General features: G+C 43.2%; 12 protein-coding genes. 4 read left to right on the plus strand and 8 right to left on the minus strand.

Annotation, left to right across the window (positions count from 1 at the left end):
* Nucleotides 1–336: 336 nt before the first annotated feature.
* Complete coding sequence (locus VMW01_13140) at nt 337–921, minus strand: hypothetical protein (GenBank protein HUW07196.1); 585 nt, start codon at nt 919–921, stop codon at nt 337–339.
* A gap of 294 nt (nt 922–1,215) precedes the next feature.
* Here VMW01_13140 and VMW01_13145 point away from each other — a divergent pair, with 294 nt between their 5' ends.
* The gene (locus tag VMW01_13145; protein ID HUW07197.1) at nt 1,216–1,929 is read left to right on the plus strand and encodes an SDR family oxidoreductase; all 714 of its coding nucleotides are present in this window, start codon (nt 1,216–1,218) and stop codon (nt 1,927–1,929) included.
* A gap of 80 nt (nt 1,930–2,009) precedes the next feature.
* On the opposite strand, the gene buk is transcribed toward VMW01_13145, so the two are convergent.
* The 3 genes from buk to VMW01_13160 are packed head-to-tail and all read right to left on the minus strand — an operon-like array spanning nt 2,010 to nt 5,255.
* Nucleotides 2,010–3,086 (minus strand): butyrate kinase, encoded by a 1,077-nt coding sequence (buk, locus tag VMW01_13150; protein HUW07198.1) that lies wholly within the window; start codon nt 3,084–3,086, stop codon nt 2,010–2,012.
* Nucleotides 3,087–3,113: 27 nt separating this feature from the next.
* The gene (locus tag VMW01_13155; protein ID HUW07199.1) at nt 3,114–4,019 is read right to left on the minus strand and encodes a phosphate acyltransferase; all 906 of its coding nucleotides are present in this window, start codon (nt 4,017–4,019) and stop codon (nt 3,114–3,116) included.
* Between the two features lie 21 nt (nt 4,020–4,040).
* On the minus strand, nt 4,041–5,255 hold the full coding sequence (locus tag VMW01_13160) for an acetate kinase (protein HUW07200.1): 1,215 nt from the start codon (nt 5,253–5,255) through the stop codon (nt 4,041–4,043).
* Between the two features lie 378 nt (nt 5,256–5,633).
* On the opposite strand from VMW01_13160, the gene VMW01_13165 reads away from it, so the two are divergent.
* The gene (locus VMW01_13165; protein HUW07201.1) at nt 5,634–6,443 is read left to right on the plus strand and encodes a DUF1338 domain-containing protein; all 810 of its coding nucleotides are present in this window, start codon (nt 5,634–5,636) and stop codon (nt 6,441–6,443) included.
* An 89-nt stretch (nt 6,444–6,532) separates the two neighbouring features.
* Here the strand turns inward: VMW01_13165 and VMW01_13170 are convergent, their stop codons facing one another.
* Nucleotides 6,533–6,964, minus strand: coding sequence for a transposase (locus VMW01_13170; GenBank protein ID HUW07202.1), 432 nt, complete (start codon nt 6,962–6,964; stop codon nt 6,533–6,535).
* A gap of 141 nt (nt 6,965–7,105) precedes the next feature.
* Between VMW01_13170 and VMW01_13175 the strand changes: the two genes are divergently transcribed.
* Nucleotides 7,106–10,042: an FAD-linked oxidase C-terminal domain-containing protein gene (locus VMW01_13175; GenBank protein HUW07203.1), complete on the plus strand. Its 2,937-nt coding sequence runs from the start codon at nt 7,106–7,108 to the stop codon at nt 10,040–10,042.
* Between the two features lie 3 nt (nt 10,043–10,045).
* On the opposite strand, the gene VMW01_13180 is transcribed toward VMW01_13175, so the two are convergent.
* Both VMW01_13180 and sucD read right to left on the minus strand, forming a co-directional pair.
* Nucleotides 10,046–10,609 carry a hypothetical protein gene (locus VMW01_13180; GenBank protein HUW07204.1) on the minus strand — a complete coding sequence of 188 codons (564 nt, stop codon included), beginning with the start codon at nt 10,607–10,609 and terminating at the stop codon, nt 10,046–10,048.
* Between the two features lie 103 nt (nt 10,610–10,712).
* Complete coding sequence (gene sucD, locus VMW01_13185) at nt 10,713–11,585, minus strand: succinate--CoA ligase subunit alpha (protein ID HUW07205.1); 873 nt, start codon at nt 11,583–11,585, stop codon at nt 10,713–10,715.
* Nucleotides 11,586–11,896: 311 nt separating this feature from the next.
* Here sucD and mnmE point away from each other — a divergent pair, with 311 nt between their 5' ends.
* Nucleotides 11,897–13,306, plus strand: coding sequence for a tRNA uridine-5-carboxymethylaminomethyl(34) synthesis GTPase MnmE (gene mnmE, locus VMW01_13190; GenBank protein HUW07206.1), 1,410 nt, complete (start codon nt 11,897–11,899; stop codon nt 13,304–13,306).
* Nucleotides 13,307–13,786: 480 nt separating this feature from the next.
* Here mnmE and VMW01_13195 read toward each other — a convergent pair.
* Nucleotides 13,787–14,047, minus strand: a 261-nt coding sequence (locus VMW01_13195) for a hypothetical protein (GenBank protein HUW07207.1), incomplete at its 5' end; no start/stop codon positions are given.

Here is a 14,047-nt window from a genome sequence, read left to right on the forward strand (position 1 = left end):
CTAAAGTTGTCACCAGCTAACATGTTGCTAATGCTCTCTTCAAATTTTGGAAGTAGGTAACCATGACCAAAAATGAAGGTCATAGGATTGGTATTATCAACGGTCTGGATAATCTCACCGTCAACTGTCAACTCGTAGGTAAGAGCAACTACCCTGTCTTTTGCAATATTCATCAGCTTATATTTTTGATACCTGTAAAAAAATTTTGTGCAAAGGAACAATTAATAATTCTATCTGCAAAATGATAGTTGGTTTAATTAAACAACTATCATTCAACAATATGAAAAGCGAATCCGATCATCATCCCTAATATTTTTGACAAAAGAAGGAAGTTGCTTAAAAGTTGAAGCCAATCTTCACCACAGGATTTGAGTAAGGTGAAACGGCAGGTGGATTTATACTCCAAAGAAATAGAATACTAACCGACGACCGCTCTCCTAGAGGCTGTACAAGACCAAAACCAGCCAAATAGTTTGAAATCCACATTCGACCATTTTCGGGAAAAAAGGGGTAGTCGAAATAGCGTCGTTCGAGGCTCAAGCCATCGTATTCCGCATGAAGGGTAATGCCTCCCAATCCCATAATGCCAATGTTGTCAAGATTTTGAATGACAGCATATGATACAAAGGTATTTACTCCATAAATTTGGGTTTCAAAGATAGGAAGTCCATAATTTTCATTATTAGCTTTGTAATACTGGTAGTTAATACCACCTCCTACCGAGAAACGTGGAGTTACCCGATAGCCAACTATTGGCGCTAAGTCTATCGCTGTAACAGATCCCGCAGAAAAGCCAAAACTACCACCAAAAAACCAAGGATTTGGCTTCTTTGCCGCTTCTGGCTCATAGTATTGGCCGCTAGCTAATTCTGACAAAAACAGCAAAACAAATGTTCCTAAAAGAGCAATATAATGTCTCATTTTCCATATTTTTAAGCACCTACCCACCCTTATATATATGTCTTAACTAACAAAATGAAAATAATTTAGGGCAAATCTACTCTATTTTTTCTTCAGCAAATGAACATCTACTTTTAATGCACCACAAGTTAAAAACAAATTCCCAAATGCTGAAAATGTATACCAAAGCGAAAACAGTCAAATGCAACAAATATCCATTTCTACTGATACCATTTGCAAAACATTGCATTTATAATGCTATAACGGTTTGATATAAATGCATATTTTTGCTTGCAGACAATAATCCATCAGAAGATGAATATTTTAATTACCGGAGCAAGTAGAGGGCTAGGCTTTGAACTCGCCTTACGATTTGCAGAGCTGGGTGACCACAGCATAGTTGCCATTTCAAGAAATGAGGCTGGTCTGAAGGAGTTAAAAAACGGGTGCATTCGGAAGAATATGAAGGCACACCTCTACCCTATTGCATTTGACCTTGAAATGGTTGAGAAGTATGAGGCGGAGCTATTGCCAAAAATAGCGCAGCTAATACCCCATATTGACATAATTATTAACAATGCTGGGCTCCTCATCAATAAGCCTTTCGAAAGTATTTCCCTTACTGAAACGGAGCGAATGCTCAGGGTAAACTTCTTGGCACCTGCTCAGCTGAGCAGGCTACTGCTACCATATCTTAGGAAAAGTAACACACCTCATATCCTCAATATTAGCAGCATGGGGGGATTTCAGGGAAGCCAAAAATTTCCGGGTTTAAGCATTTACAGCTCCACCAAGGGGGCCCTTGCAGTGCTGACAGAATGTCTTGCAGAGGAGTTAAAGGAGTTCAACATCTCAGTTAACTGCCTTGCGCTAGGTTCGGTGAATACGCCTATGCTAAACGAAGCCTTTCCTGGCTATAAATCGCCAGTTAGTGCGCTAAGTATGGCCCAATGGATTGCAGACTTTGCACTCAACAGCAGTGGGCTCTTCAATGGTAAAATAATTCCAGTTGCCATAACAACGCCTTAACATCTCAATGGTAACAATAAAAAATGGCAGCCCTATGTAGAGCAGCCATTTTTTAATTTTAGCATATAAGGAGGATTTCCCTAGTTGTATTCTTTTGGAATAATTTCACCACGTAGGACTAGCAGCCCATTCAACGCTAAGGCTTGCATTTCATCTTCTCCAGGATAAACCAAAACTGGTGCAATAAAGCGGACCATCTCCCTCACGTAATCTACTAAAAAGGGGTTGTGAGCAATTCCTCCAGTGAGAATAATGCCATCGACCATTCCTTTTAGCACCGCCGCCATGGATCCTATTGTTTTGCCAATTTGGTAGGCCATGGCATCTTGTATAAGCTTAGCCTTTTCATCACCAGCCTTAGCCCTAACTTCCACCTCGTAGGCATCGTTGGTGCCAAGAAATGCAATTAAACCACCTTGACCCGTTATCATCTTTCGAACATCCTCCAAGGTATACTTACCGCTGAAGCAGAGTTTTGCCAATGCGTACGATGGTAAAGTGCCAGAACGCTCTGGTGAAAAAGGACCCTCGCCATCCAATGCATTGTTCACGTCAATAACCCGTCCCTTTGAGTGCGCCCCAACGGAGATTCCTCCACCTAAATGCGCAACAATGATGTTCACATCCTCATACTTTCTGTCGAGCGATTTAGCGTAGGTTTTGGCGATTATTTTCTGGTTCAACGCATGAAATATGGATACCCTTTCAAATTGAGGGTGTCCTGAGATTCGTGCCACCTCCTGCAGCTCATCCACCACCACCGGATCGGCGATGTAGGCTTGGGCGTTGGGCAACGATTTAGCAATGTTATCGGCAATTAATCCGCCAAGGTTGCTTGCGTGCTCACCCATAACTCCAACGCGAAGGTCTTCCATCATTTTTTCGCTAACCTGATAAACGCCCGATTCAATAGGTCTGATTAACCCACCGCGGCCAACAACCGCAGCAATTGTTTCAAGGTGAATATCGGCCGATTCAAGCTCTCTGAGAATTATATCCTTCCGGAACTCAAATTGGTCGGTTATCTTGCAAAATGGAGCTAATTCCTCCGAAGAATGCTTAATATTCTTTAGAAAAATGGATTTTGTTCCTTGGTAAACCGCAATCTTTGTCGAGGTTGAACCTGGATTTATTGCCAATACTCTGAAATCTTCCATATAGTTTTTTTTCAGGGTTGGTAAATGCTATTTTGCAGAAAGAGCCGCTAGTGCAATGGAATACATTTTAGACTTAACGCTATCGCCACGTGATGTAAGAACGCATGGAACCTTAGCCCCCATAACCATGGCACCCAGCTCGCCCTTTGCCAGCTTAGTGCAAGTTTTAAAGAATACATTGCCCGATTCAATATTGGGGAATACAATGCAATCGGCATCGCCGGCAACTAATCCACCAACCTTTTTAATATCGGCAGCTTCCTTATCAATTGCTACATCCAAAGCCAAGGGGCCATCAACAACGGCACCCTTAATCTGTCCACGGTCCGCCATTTTAGCAATCATGGCAGCCTCTGCACAGGCTGGCATTCCGGCTAGCATTTGCTCAGTAGCGGCCAGAATTGCAACCTTAGGTTTTTCAATTTGAAGGGTTTGAGCCACCCTAATTACGTAGTTGGTAATTGCTATCTTCTGTCCAAAATCGGGAGCAGGAATAACGGCAACATCACCAACCGTAAGCAGCTTATGGTAGGTGGGCACCTCAATCACCGTTACATGGCTAAGAACCGCTTTAGGCGGCATTAATCCGGTCTCTTTATTGAGGATGGCCTTCATATACTTATCGGAGCTAACTAGCCCCTTCATGAGAATGTCACCTTCACCTTTATTGATAAGTTCAACTGCTTTGCTGGCTGCCTTCATCTCATCGGCCTCCTGTACAATGCGGAACTTCTTAATATCTATTTTTTCCTCATCGCATACCTTCTTAATGGTTGCCTCATCTCCAACAAGAATGCCGTCAATAATGCCCATGTCTATTGCCATGCTCACAGCGCCAATGGTATGAGAATCGTTGGCGAATGCTGCAACTAACCGTTTTTTACCCTTGCTACGAACAACATCAAAAATCTGTTCAAGTTTTGTAATTGCCATATAATTGATTTTAAAGTTGGTTTAACTCAATTTACTTACAATGCTTCGAGTATCGGTGGCAATAACCAACTCTTCGTTGGTAGTAATGGCCATAACCTTTACTCTAGAATTAGGTTTAGTGAGGAGTTTATCTTTACCCCTTACACCCTTATTTGCCTCTGAGTCGAATTCAACGCCCATATATGCAAATTTGGATGAAACCTTTTCCCGCAGAATTGGGTCATTTTCGCCAATTCCACCCGTATAGACAATCAGGTCGCAACCACCCATAACCCCAGCGTAGGCACCAACAAACTTGGCTACTCGGTAGTAATACATGTCGAGGGAGAGTATTGCGCGTTCATTTCCGTTTGCAGCAGCGCACTCTATGTCGCGCATATCCGATGAGATACCGGATATGCCCTGCATACCGCTCTGCTTATTAATCAAATCGTTAACACCCTTAAGGTTTAGGTTTTCCTTATCGGCCAAGTAGAGTAACACTCCTGGATCAACGCTTCCACTTCTGGTTCCCATGATAAGTCCATCGACTGGGGTAAAGCCCATGGAGGTATCCAATGATTTGCCATTTTCAATAGCCGTTACCGAAGCCCCATTACCCAGGTGGCAGGTGATAATTTTTGAATTGTTAAAGTCCATTCCAAGAATACGGCAAGCCTTAAGAGCAACGTATTTGTGGCTAGTTCCATGGAAACCATAGCGACGTATACGGTACTTCTCATAAAACTTATAAGGAATGGCATACAGGTAGCTGTGTGCAGGCATGCTCTGGTGAAAGCTAGTGTCGAAAACCGCCACTTGAGGAACACCGGGAAGAAGGTGTTCCATGCTAAGAATTCCCTTTAAATTTGCAGGATTGTGAAGCGGTGCCAGCTCAATACACTTTTCAATCTCGTCCTTAACTTTTGGGCTTACAAGCACGCTCTCGGTGAAGAACTCACCCCCATGCGCTACACGATGACCAACAGCAACAATATCCTCAAGGTTTGAAATTACGCCATGTGTCTTATCCACTAGCGCCTCCAAAATAAGATTGATGCCAACCGTATGGTCAGGTATACTCTTGGTTAACTCAAACTTATCCTTGTCAACAGGTTTATGAGTTAACACGCCATCGTTCAATCCAATGCGTTCAACAAGACCTTTTGCTAACAAATTATTCGATTCATCACTCAGCATATCAATTAGCTGATACTTAATGGATGAACTTCCGCAGTTTAATACGAGAATTACCATTTCTTGAAATTATGATTTGGTTAATATTTTGAAAAGAGAAATTGCAGTCATTGCAAGGTGTTGAGAAGTGCCAGAAGTCTCTTTGCATGGTGGACTGCAAAGTCGATTTTTGGTCGAATCATTTCCTTTTAGCACCCTACTGGATATACAAGTCATTGAAATACAGAAAGATAAATTTCGCACCTTTCCGTCGTAAAATTACTGAAAAATGTGGGGTATACCAGCAAATAAACCTTTTTTATAACACATTTTCTGAAAATTGTGCCAGAATTGCTACATGCTTCATTTCTTTGCATTTATGATTTGAATTTTTTGTGTGAACAAACGTTTGTAGATGCTGTTAGTGAAAAAAACGAACCCTAACTTATTACTTGTATCATGAAGCTTGACCAAATTTATGACCGACTTTGGAAAGAGTATTCAGACCAGAATCCTTCGGCAAAAAAGATAATGCAGCTGCTTACACAGCAAGGAGAGACGGTTGAAAACGACCACATTGCTTTCAGGACCTTTAACATGGAGAGAATTGGCATCGACGTGATGGCAACCCCTTTCACCCTGAACGGCTATGTTGAAAAGGGGCAGTACACTTTTGAACAAAAACACCTATTTGCCAAACATTACGAGCATAAGGACAACCCCTCAATGCCCAAGGTTTTCATAAGCCAGCTCATAAAGGAAGACTTTAGTCCATTTATGCAGGAAACAATCAATCAATCGGTTAATGCTATTCAAAAAAATAGACTCGATCCTGAATATCTCATCTTTTCTGGTAATCTTTGGGGAACTCCTTCCTATGAAACTTACCAGAAACTTAGGGACGAAAGCGAGTATGCAGCGTGGGTATATGTGTATGGTTTTAGAACAAACCATTTCACCGTAAGCGTTAATGCATTGAAAAACATCAGCAGTATTGAAGTACTCGACGAAATACTCATGCAGAATGGTTTTATGATGAATACCGCTGGTGGTGAGATTAAAGGAACAAAGGAGGAGTTGCTCAAACAAAGCAGTATTATGGCCGATATTGTTGAGGTGGAATTTGTGGAAGGGAAATACAGAATTCCTGCCTGCTACTACGAGTTTGCCGAGCGTTTCCCGCTTCCCGACGGTAAGCTATACAATGGTTTTATCGCCAAAAGTGCCGATAAAATTTTTGAAAGCACCAACTTCTACACAAAGAAATAGTTAACTCAACAATCACATTTTGGGTTTAGGAGCGGTGCAGTGCCGCTCCTTTTCCATATATGGAAAATATGGAATGGAATAATTAAGGTTTACTTGGTAGAGACAAAGCCATGCTTTTGGCAAAATTCAAGATATTCCTCATCGAAGGATCGACGTTGGTGCAAAGTGGACTGACCTTTAATATATACCCTAACCTTATCCACCAGCGAATGGCTTACAGAAAATGCCAAGTAGTCGCCATTCCAAATAAATGGGGTTGGCGAGAGTTTATTCAAACTTACGTAGGTTTCAGAAACTATAGAAAGTGTTTCCACAACCTGTGAGATACTTTGCCCTGAACCCATTGCAACCAAGAGATGAAGATGTTCTGCCCCGCCGCCAACGCAATCAACCAAAATTCCCTTTTCCATGGCAAGCAATCGGAATTGTTGAAGTAATGCCTCTCCTGCTCGTCCTGCTATCAAAGGCTTTCGATCTTCTGTAACTAGAACAATATGTATCCAAATTCTAAAATAAGGCATGGTAAATTCCAATTTAAGGGATAACGGCAGCTATTAAATGTGCTACGAAGTTAGCCATTTTTGAGAAAACCACTTATCAAGATCAGCAGCTGAATCAATAATTAGTCCATATTTTCTAACTTTAGGGCCAAATAAAGAGTAATGAAAGTTGACCATAAAAGCACCAAACTTTCGTCATTGGCAAAACATCTCCATGGCGAACTACATACTGATTTATCAAAACGCATACTCTACGCCACCGATGCTTCTGCCTATCGCGAGCTTCCTATTGGAGTTGCTATTCCCAACAGTATTGATGACCTAAAGGTATTGGTGGCATTTGCCTCGGCCAACAATATACCGTTAATACCCAGAGCAGCAGGAACATCGTTGGCCGGACAGGTTGTTGGAAACGGATTAGTTGTAGATATTTCCCGCCACTTTGGGGAAATTTTGGAGCTTAATGTAGAGGAGCATTGTGTTCGAGTTCAACCGGGAGTTATTCTCGATGAACTTAACCAGTATTTAGAGCAATACGGTCTCTTTTTTGGTCCGGAAACCTCCACCTCAAACCGCTGTATGATTGGAGGAATGGTGGGGAACAACTCCTGTGGTTCTCACTCACTGATATACGGAAGCACGCGCGACCACCTCGTTTCACTAAATTTGCTTTTGGCCGACGGCTCAGAGGCTACATTTGGTCCACTTTCCAATGCTGAATTTGAAGATAAGTGCAATTTCAACACGCTTGAGGGCAATATTTACCGCAATATTCGTGATATCCTATCACCACCTACAAATAGGGACGAAATAGAGCTGCAGTTTCCAGATAAAGCAGTAAAACGCAGAAATACTGGCTATGCACTTGACGTTGTTGCCAGCACCTCACCATTCTTAGCTGGAGCTGCCCCACTTAACCTGAGCAAGCTCATTGCTGGTTCGGAAGGTACGCTGGGAATTATTACTGAAGTTACGCTCAACTTAATTCCATTACCGCCCAAAGAGAAGGCAGTAGTTTGCGTCCATCTGAAAACCAAAGAGGATGCCTTCCGCGCCAATCTCATTGCGCTGAAGTATAATCCCGGCGCTGTAGAGATGATGGATAAAACCATACTTGATCTTACGCGTGACAATATTGAGCAGCGAAAAAACCGGTTCTTTATTGAGGGTGAACCCGGTGCAATTCTCATTGTAGAGTTTGCCAGAGAAAACAGAGCAGAAATTGAACAGCTGGCTGCCGCCATGGAATTGGAGATGCGACAAAACGGCTATGGATATCACTTTCCGGTAATTTGGGGAGGTGATGTTAAGCGGGTATGGAACCTTCGCAAGGCGGGGCTTGGCGTGCTCTCTAATATGCCCGGCGACGCCAAACCAGTATCGGTGGTTGAGGACACGGCCGTTGCTCCTGCTCTTCTGCCGGACTATATGGATGAGTTTGCCAAGATAATGGAAAGCCATAATCTTGACTGCGTTTACCATGCCCATATTGGAACAGGCGAGCTGCACCTCCGTCCAATCCTTAACCTCAAGGACCCAGAAGATGTGAAACTCTTTAGAACGGTAGCATCGGAAGTTGCACACTTAGTGAAAAAGTATAAAGGCTCCTTAAGCGGTGAGCATGGCGATGGCCGACTTCGTGGGGAATTCATCTCCATTATGGTGGGAGAAACGTGCTATGGCTGGATGCAGGAGATTAAGGATTCCTTTGATGTTAAGGGTGTTTTCAATCCAAATAAAATTGTTCAGACCCCGGCAATGAACAGCCACCTGCGCTATGAACCGGGTAAACCAACTCGAGATATCAAAACCATTTTTGATTTCAGTGCCGACGGTGGAATAGTTCGTGCGGCTGAGCGCTGCAATGGTTCAGGCGATTGTCGTAAAACCGAAAAAGCAGGTGGCACCATGTGTCCCAGCTACATGGCCTCCCGTAACGAGTGGACCACCACCCGTGCAAGAGCCAATATTCTTCGCGAACTGCTCACTAACAGCACGAAGGAGAATCCCTTCGACCACAAAGAAATATACGACGTACTGGACCTCTGTCTCAGTTGTAAAGGGTGTAAATCGGAATGTCCATCAAACGTAGACATGGCTAAGCTTAAGGCTGAATTTTTACAACATTACTACGACAAGCATGGAATCCCTTTGCGCTCCAGATTGGTGGCTTACATTACCAAAATCAACGCCATAGGTTCCGCTATGCCCGGAGTTACCAACTTTTTCCTCACCAACCGCTATGTCTCTAAGCTGCTAATGAGGTCGCTGGGTTTTCATCCCGACAGAAACCTACCCACCCTATACAAAACCACCCTCTCCCGATGGTTTAAGCGTCATCAAGAAAAGGCTGCTAGCTATCCTAAAGGCAAGGTGCTGCTATTCAACGATGAGTTCTCCAACTACAACGATGTGGAAATTGGCATTAAAGCAGTAAAGTTGCTTCAAGCACTTGGTTATGAAGTTGAAATTCCACGTCATGGAGAAAGCGGCCGAACGTACATTTCAAAGGGATTGCTACGTACGGCGCGACGAATTGCCGAACAAAATGTGGAACTTCTTTATGGCAAGGTTACCACCGAAACCCCGTTGATAGGGCTTGAACCTTCGGCTATACTCTCCTTTCGTGACGAATACCCATCGCTTGTAAGGAAAGAACTGCGAGAAAAGGTTACAACAATTTCCACCAATGCGCTGCTGTTCGAAGAGTTTATTGCTCGAGAGGTAGAAAAGGGTAATATTGGGCCTGAATCTTTCACCGATGAGCACATGGAGATATTGCTCCATGGACATTGTCAGCAAAAATCGGTTGCCAGCACAGAACCAACCAAGCGTATGCTAACCATACCAAAAAATTTCAAAATCAAGGAGATTCCTTCGGGATGCTGCGGTATGGCCGGTTCGTTTGGATATGAAAAGGAGCACTTTGAACTCTCCATGAAGGTAGGTGAGTTGGTACTTTTCCCTGCTGTCCGAAAAGCTAATACTGAAACAGTAATTGTGGCACCTGGAACCAGCTGCCGCCACCAAATAAAGGATGGAACAGGCAGGAAAGCAAAGCATCCTGTGGAAGTTATGTTTGAAGCCTTAAAAGAGTAATAGTTACTGCATATCACTTAGGCGCAGTCGCTTTGAAGAACGTGGGTTATCCATCTTTCTTAACCATAATTTACCCTTTCGGCGCAGCACATCGGTTTCAAAATTGGGTAATGCCTCGGTTACAACCATTATCAGTTCTGGCCTTAGCTCTGGTAATTGGTTGGCAAACTTTTCCAAGATGTCGAGGCAATAAAACTTGTGCGAAGGACGGTTGGTAGGCTTCTGCAGAAGTTCAATGCAAAAATCGAGCAGCTCCCCAGCTTCCTCCACGCTGTAGTTCCAACGGCTAAGTACCTTTAAAAAGCAACCGCGTTGGCTATGGTGGTCAATGGCGATTGCTGCTGCAATAATATCATCAGCCATTGGGGATAACAAGGGGGACTCACAGTCGGCCAAATAGCTGAATATCCACGCCGCCCGCCAAGAAATGGGTTGCCGAGTACCTTTTGCCAATTCAAACACCAAAGGAACCAATGTAGGATTGTTCTCCATGGCTTCGGCAGCAGCAATAATCGGAATCTTTCCGGGGCTAGCCAATGCAACCTCTATCTCATGAATCGTTATCAACGTTTTTTTTACAAAATTAGAAATTGCATTCAAAAATTGATAATTGGAGTTGGCATAAAAAAACCCCGGAAAAATCCGGGGTAAAACATACTATATTCATTTACTATTTCAAAAGCGCTGCCATTGTTTTTCCCAAATCAGCGGGTGATTCCACCACGTTAATGCCACATTCGCGCATAATTTTCATCTTTGCTGCAGCAGTATCCTCTGCCCCACCAATTATGGCACCAGCGTGTCCCATGCGACGGCCTTTGGGTGCCGTTTGCCCAGCAATAAAGCCAACAACGGGTTTTGTTCCATGCTCTTTTATCCATCTGGCCGCATCAGTTTCCATTGTACCGCCAATCTCACCAATCATCACAATGCCTTCAGTTCCAGAATCGGCCATGAGCAGCTTCACCGCATCAAGCGTGGTGGTGCCAATAATGGGGTCGCCACCAATACCAATGCAGGTGCTCTGGCCCAATCCTTCCTTGGTTATTTGATCAACAGCCTCATAGGTTAGCGTGCCAGAGCGGGAAACAATTCCCACGGTGCCCTTTTTGTGGATAAATCCGGGCATAATGCCAACCTTAATTTCTCCGGGGGTAATTACTCCTGGACAGTTTGGCCCAACTAGCCTAACGTCTGGCTTATCGGCTAAAAATTCCTTTACCTTAACCATGTCCGAAGTTGGAATACCTTCTGTAATTGCAACAATCAACTTTACTCCTGCATCGGCGGCCTCCATAATGGAATCGGCAGCATAGGCTGGTGGTACAAAAATAACCGACACATCGGCTCCGGTTGCAGCAACTGCCTCCTTGGCAGTATTAAAGACTGGCAGATTCAGGTGAGTTTGTCCACCTTTTCCCGGGGTAACCCCACCAACCACGTTGGTGCCATAGTCAATCATTTGCTGTGCATGGAAGGTTCCTTCCGAGCCTGTAAAGCCATGCACAAGAACTTTGGATTTTTTGTTAACCAGTACGCTCATAACTTAGTTTGATGGTGATTTTTTAAAGATGCAGTGAAAATATGAAGAGTTCTGCATATTTCCGAAAAAATAACAAAGAAAGAGTGATTATGTTTTTAAAAAGGAAAGATATTCGGAAGTTAATAGCACAGTGCAGATAGTCTGAGGTGCTAGTAAATTCAATCATATGCAGTAAAGCAAGGCTTTGCGAATTACCATGTTCCTTCCATCGTTTATTTTACGATCCTAGGAAACATAGAAATTGTAAATTTCCAAAAGTATCTATCCTTGCCCTAACCAGTAAACTTACCTATTTTTGTAAAAAAATGATAATGGATAATTCGGTAATCACAGCCATTGCAACCCCGGCAGGTACTGGAGCTATTGCGGTAATTCGCTTAAGCGGTACAGGGACTATTGAAATGGTTGACTCCATATTTACCCCCTCAAGTAGTGGAAAGGAACTCTCCAGGCAGAAAGGATATACCATACACTTTGGCAAAATTTCGGATAAAAGTGGCAAGCTCATTGATGAGGTGTTGGTTTCTATTTTCAGGGTACCCCACTCCTACACTGGTGAGGACTCAGCCGAAATCAGCTGCCATGGTTCACCTTACATTCAGCAGCAGCTGCTCCAACGATTGGTGGAAGCAGGAGCCCGAATGGCTCAGCCGGGAGAATTTACACTACGAGCTTTTATCAATGGGAAGATGGACCTTTCACAGGCAGAAGCTGTGGCCGACCTTATTGCGTCCGATTCCGAAGCAAACCATCGTTTAGCGTTACAGCAATTAAAGGGCGACCTCTCCAACGAAATCCACAAGCTGCGTGAAAAGTTGCTCAACCTAGTGTCGCTGCTAGAGTTGGAGCTAGACTTTGGCGAGGAGGATGTGCAGTTTGCCGACCGAAAACAGCTGCAAAATTTGTTGTTGGAAATATCGGCCTACGCCCAACATCTCACCGAGTCGTTTGCCCTTGGAAATGCCATAAAAAAAGGCATTCCAGTGGCCATAGCTGGTAAACCTAATGCAGGTAAATCCACCTTGCTCAACAAGCTGCTCCGTGAAGAGCGCGCCATTGTTTCGGAGATTGCCGGTACCACCCGTGATGCCATTGAGGACCTAATCGTAATCAACGGTATCAGCTTTCGGCTTATCGATACAGCTGGCATCCGCGAGAGCGACGATACCATTGAGGTTATGGGCATAGAACGAACCATGCGCAAGATGGAGAATGCCTCCATTATACTGGCTCTTCTCGACGTTACCTCCGAAGTAGAGGAACAGCTGGAATTTCTAAAAACGGTGGTTAACAATCCTGCGCTTCAGGGGAAGAGCATCTTTGCCCTGCTTAACAAAATTGACCGCGTAGAACCATCTGTGGTTGAGCAATTCAAAAATAATATTCAGAGTCAAATAGCACAGCAATTCCCCATCATTCCCATTTCGGCAAAAATGGGTGACCATCTCGAAGAGCTTCACTCCGCTCTCACCAGCATGGTAACCGATAGCACCAAACACTTTGGCGACGTACTAGTAAGCAATGCCCGTCATTTTGAGGCCCTTCGGCAGGTAAGTAATGGCATTGAACGATCGCTAAAAGGACTCGACTCTAATCTTCCAAACGACCTGCTATCGCAGGATATTCGGGAGGTGCTTTACTCCCTTGGTACAATAACCGGAGAAATTACCAACGATGAGGTGCTGGGCAATATCTTCTCCAAGTTTTGTATTGGGAAGTAAACTATTAACAATATTTATAACTTTCCAAGCACTTTTTAACTCATGTCAAATTTGTTATTTTATTGTAAAATATTGCCACAAAAGCATTTGCAAAGAGTATTTGCATTTTGAAAGTAAAGGTCCTTTGGCTTAATTATTGTAACCCTTATCAACAGATTTTGGTAATTAATAGGATGTTACACTAATTTATTTGGTATATGTTGAAGCGACCATTAGCATATTCTACCTTCGTTGGATTGGTTGTAATTGGATTATCGCTGCAATCCTGCAGCTCATCTCGTTTGGCAGAACAAGACGTGCCCCATCAATTTCAATATTCCAACTGGAATGGCAATCCAGAGATTGTCCAACTAAAACCTAGGGATTGTTCTTGGGTAAAGTCTTATGTTGCAAGGCATCCACATAGAGAAAAAGTTTATGGACCCCGCTATGCAGAAAAAGAAAATAGGCAGATAATACATGTATTAGATTAGCATTTAATTATTGATAATCATTAGTAACCGAGAAAACAATTTGATCAACAGGATGGTCAGCCGTAGCTGACCAATCCTGTATCTTCGCTGCGTAAACTAGCAATTTATACAGCATGGGCGAAAATACAACTAAACCACTATGGATTGAAAAATCCATAGGTTTATTGAGTGAATAAAATTCACAAATAAGAGCACAAAAGAAAACAGAACAAACAAGAAACTCATTCATACAAAGATTGAGATTTATAGAAACTGAAAGTGCCTGCAA

Origin of the sequence: Williamwhitmania sp., from assembly GCA_035529935.1 — a bacterium.
Taxonomy (GTDB): domain Bacteria; phylum Bacteroidota; class Bacteroidia; order Bacteroidales; family Williamwhitmaniaceae; genus Williamwhitmania.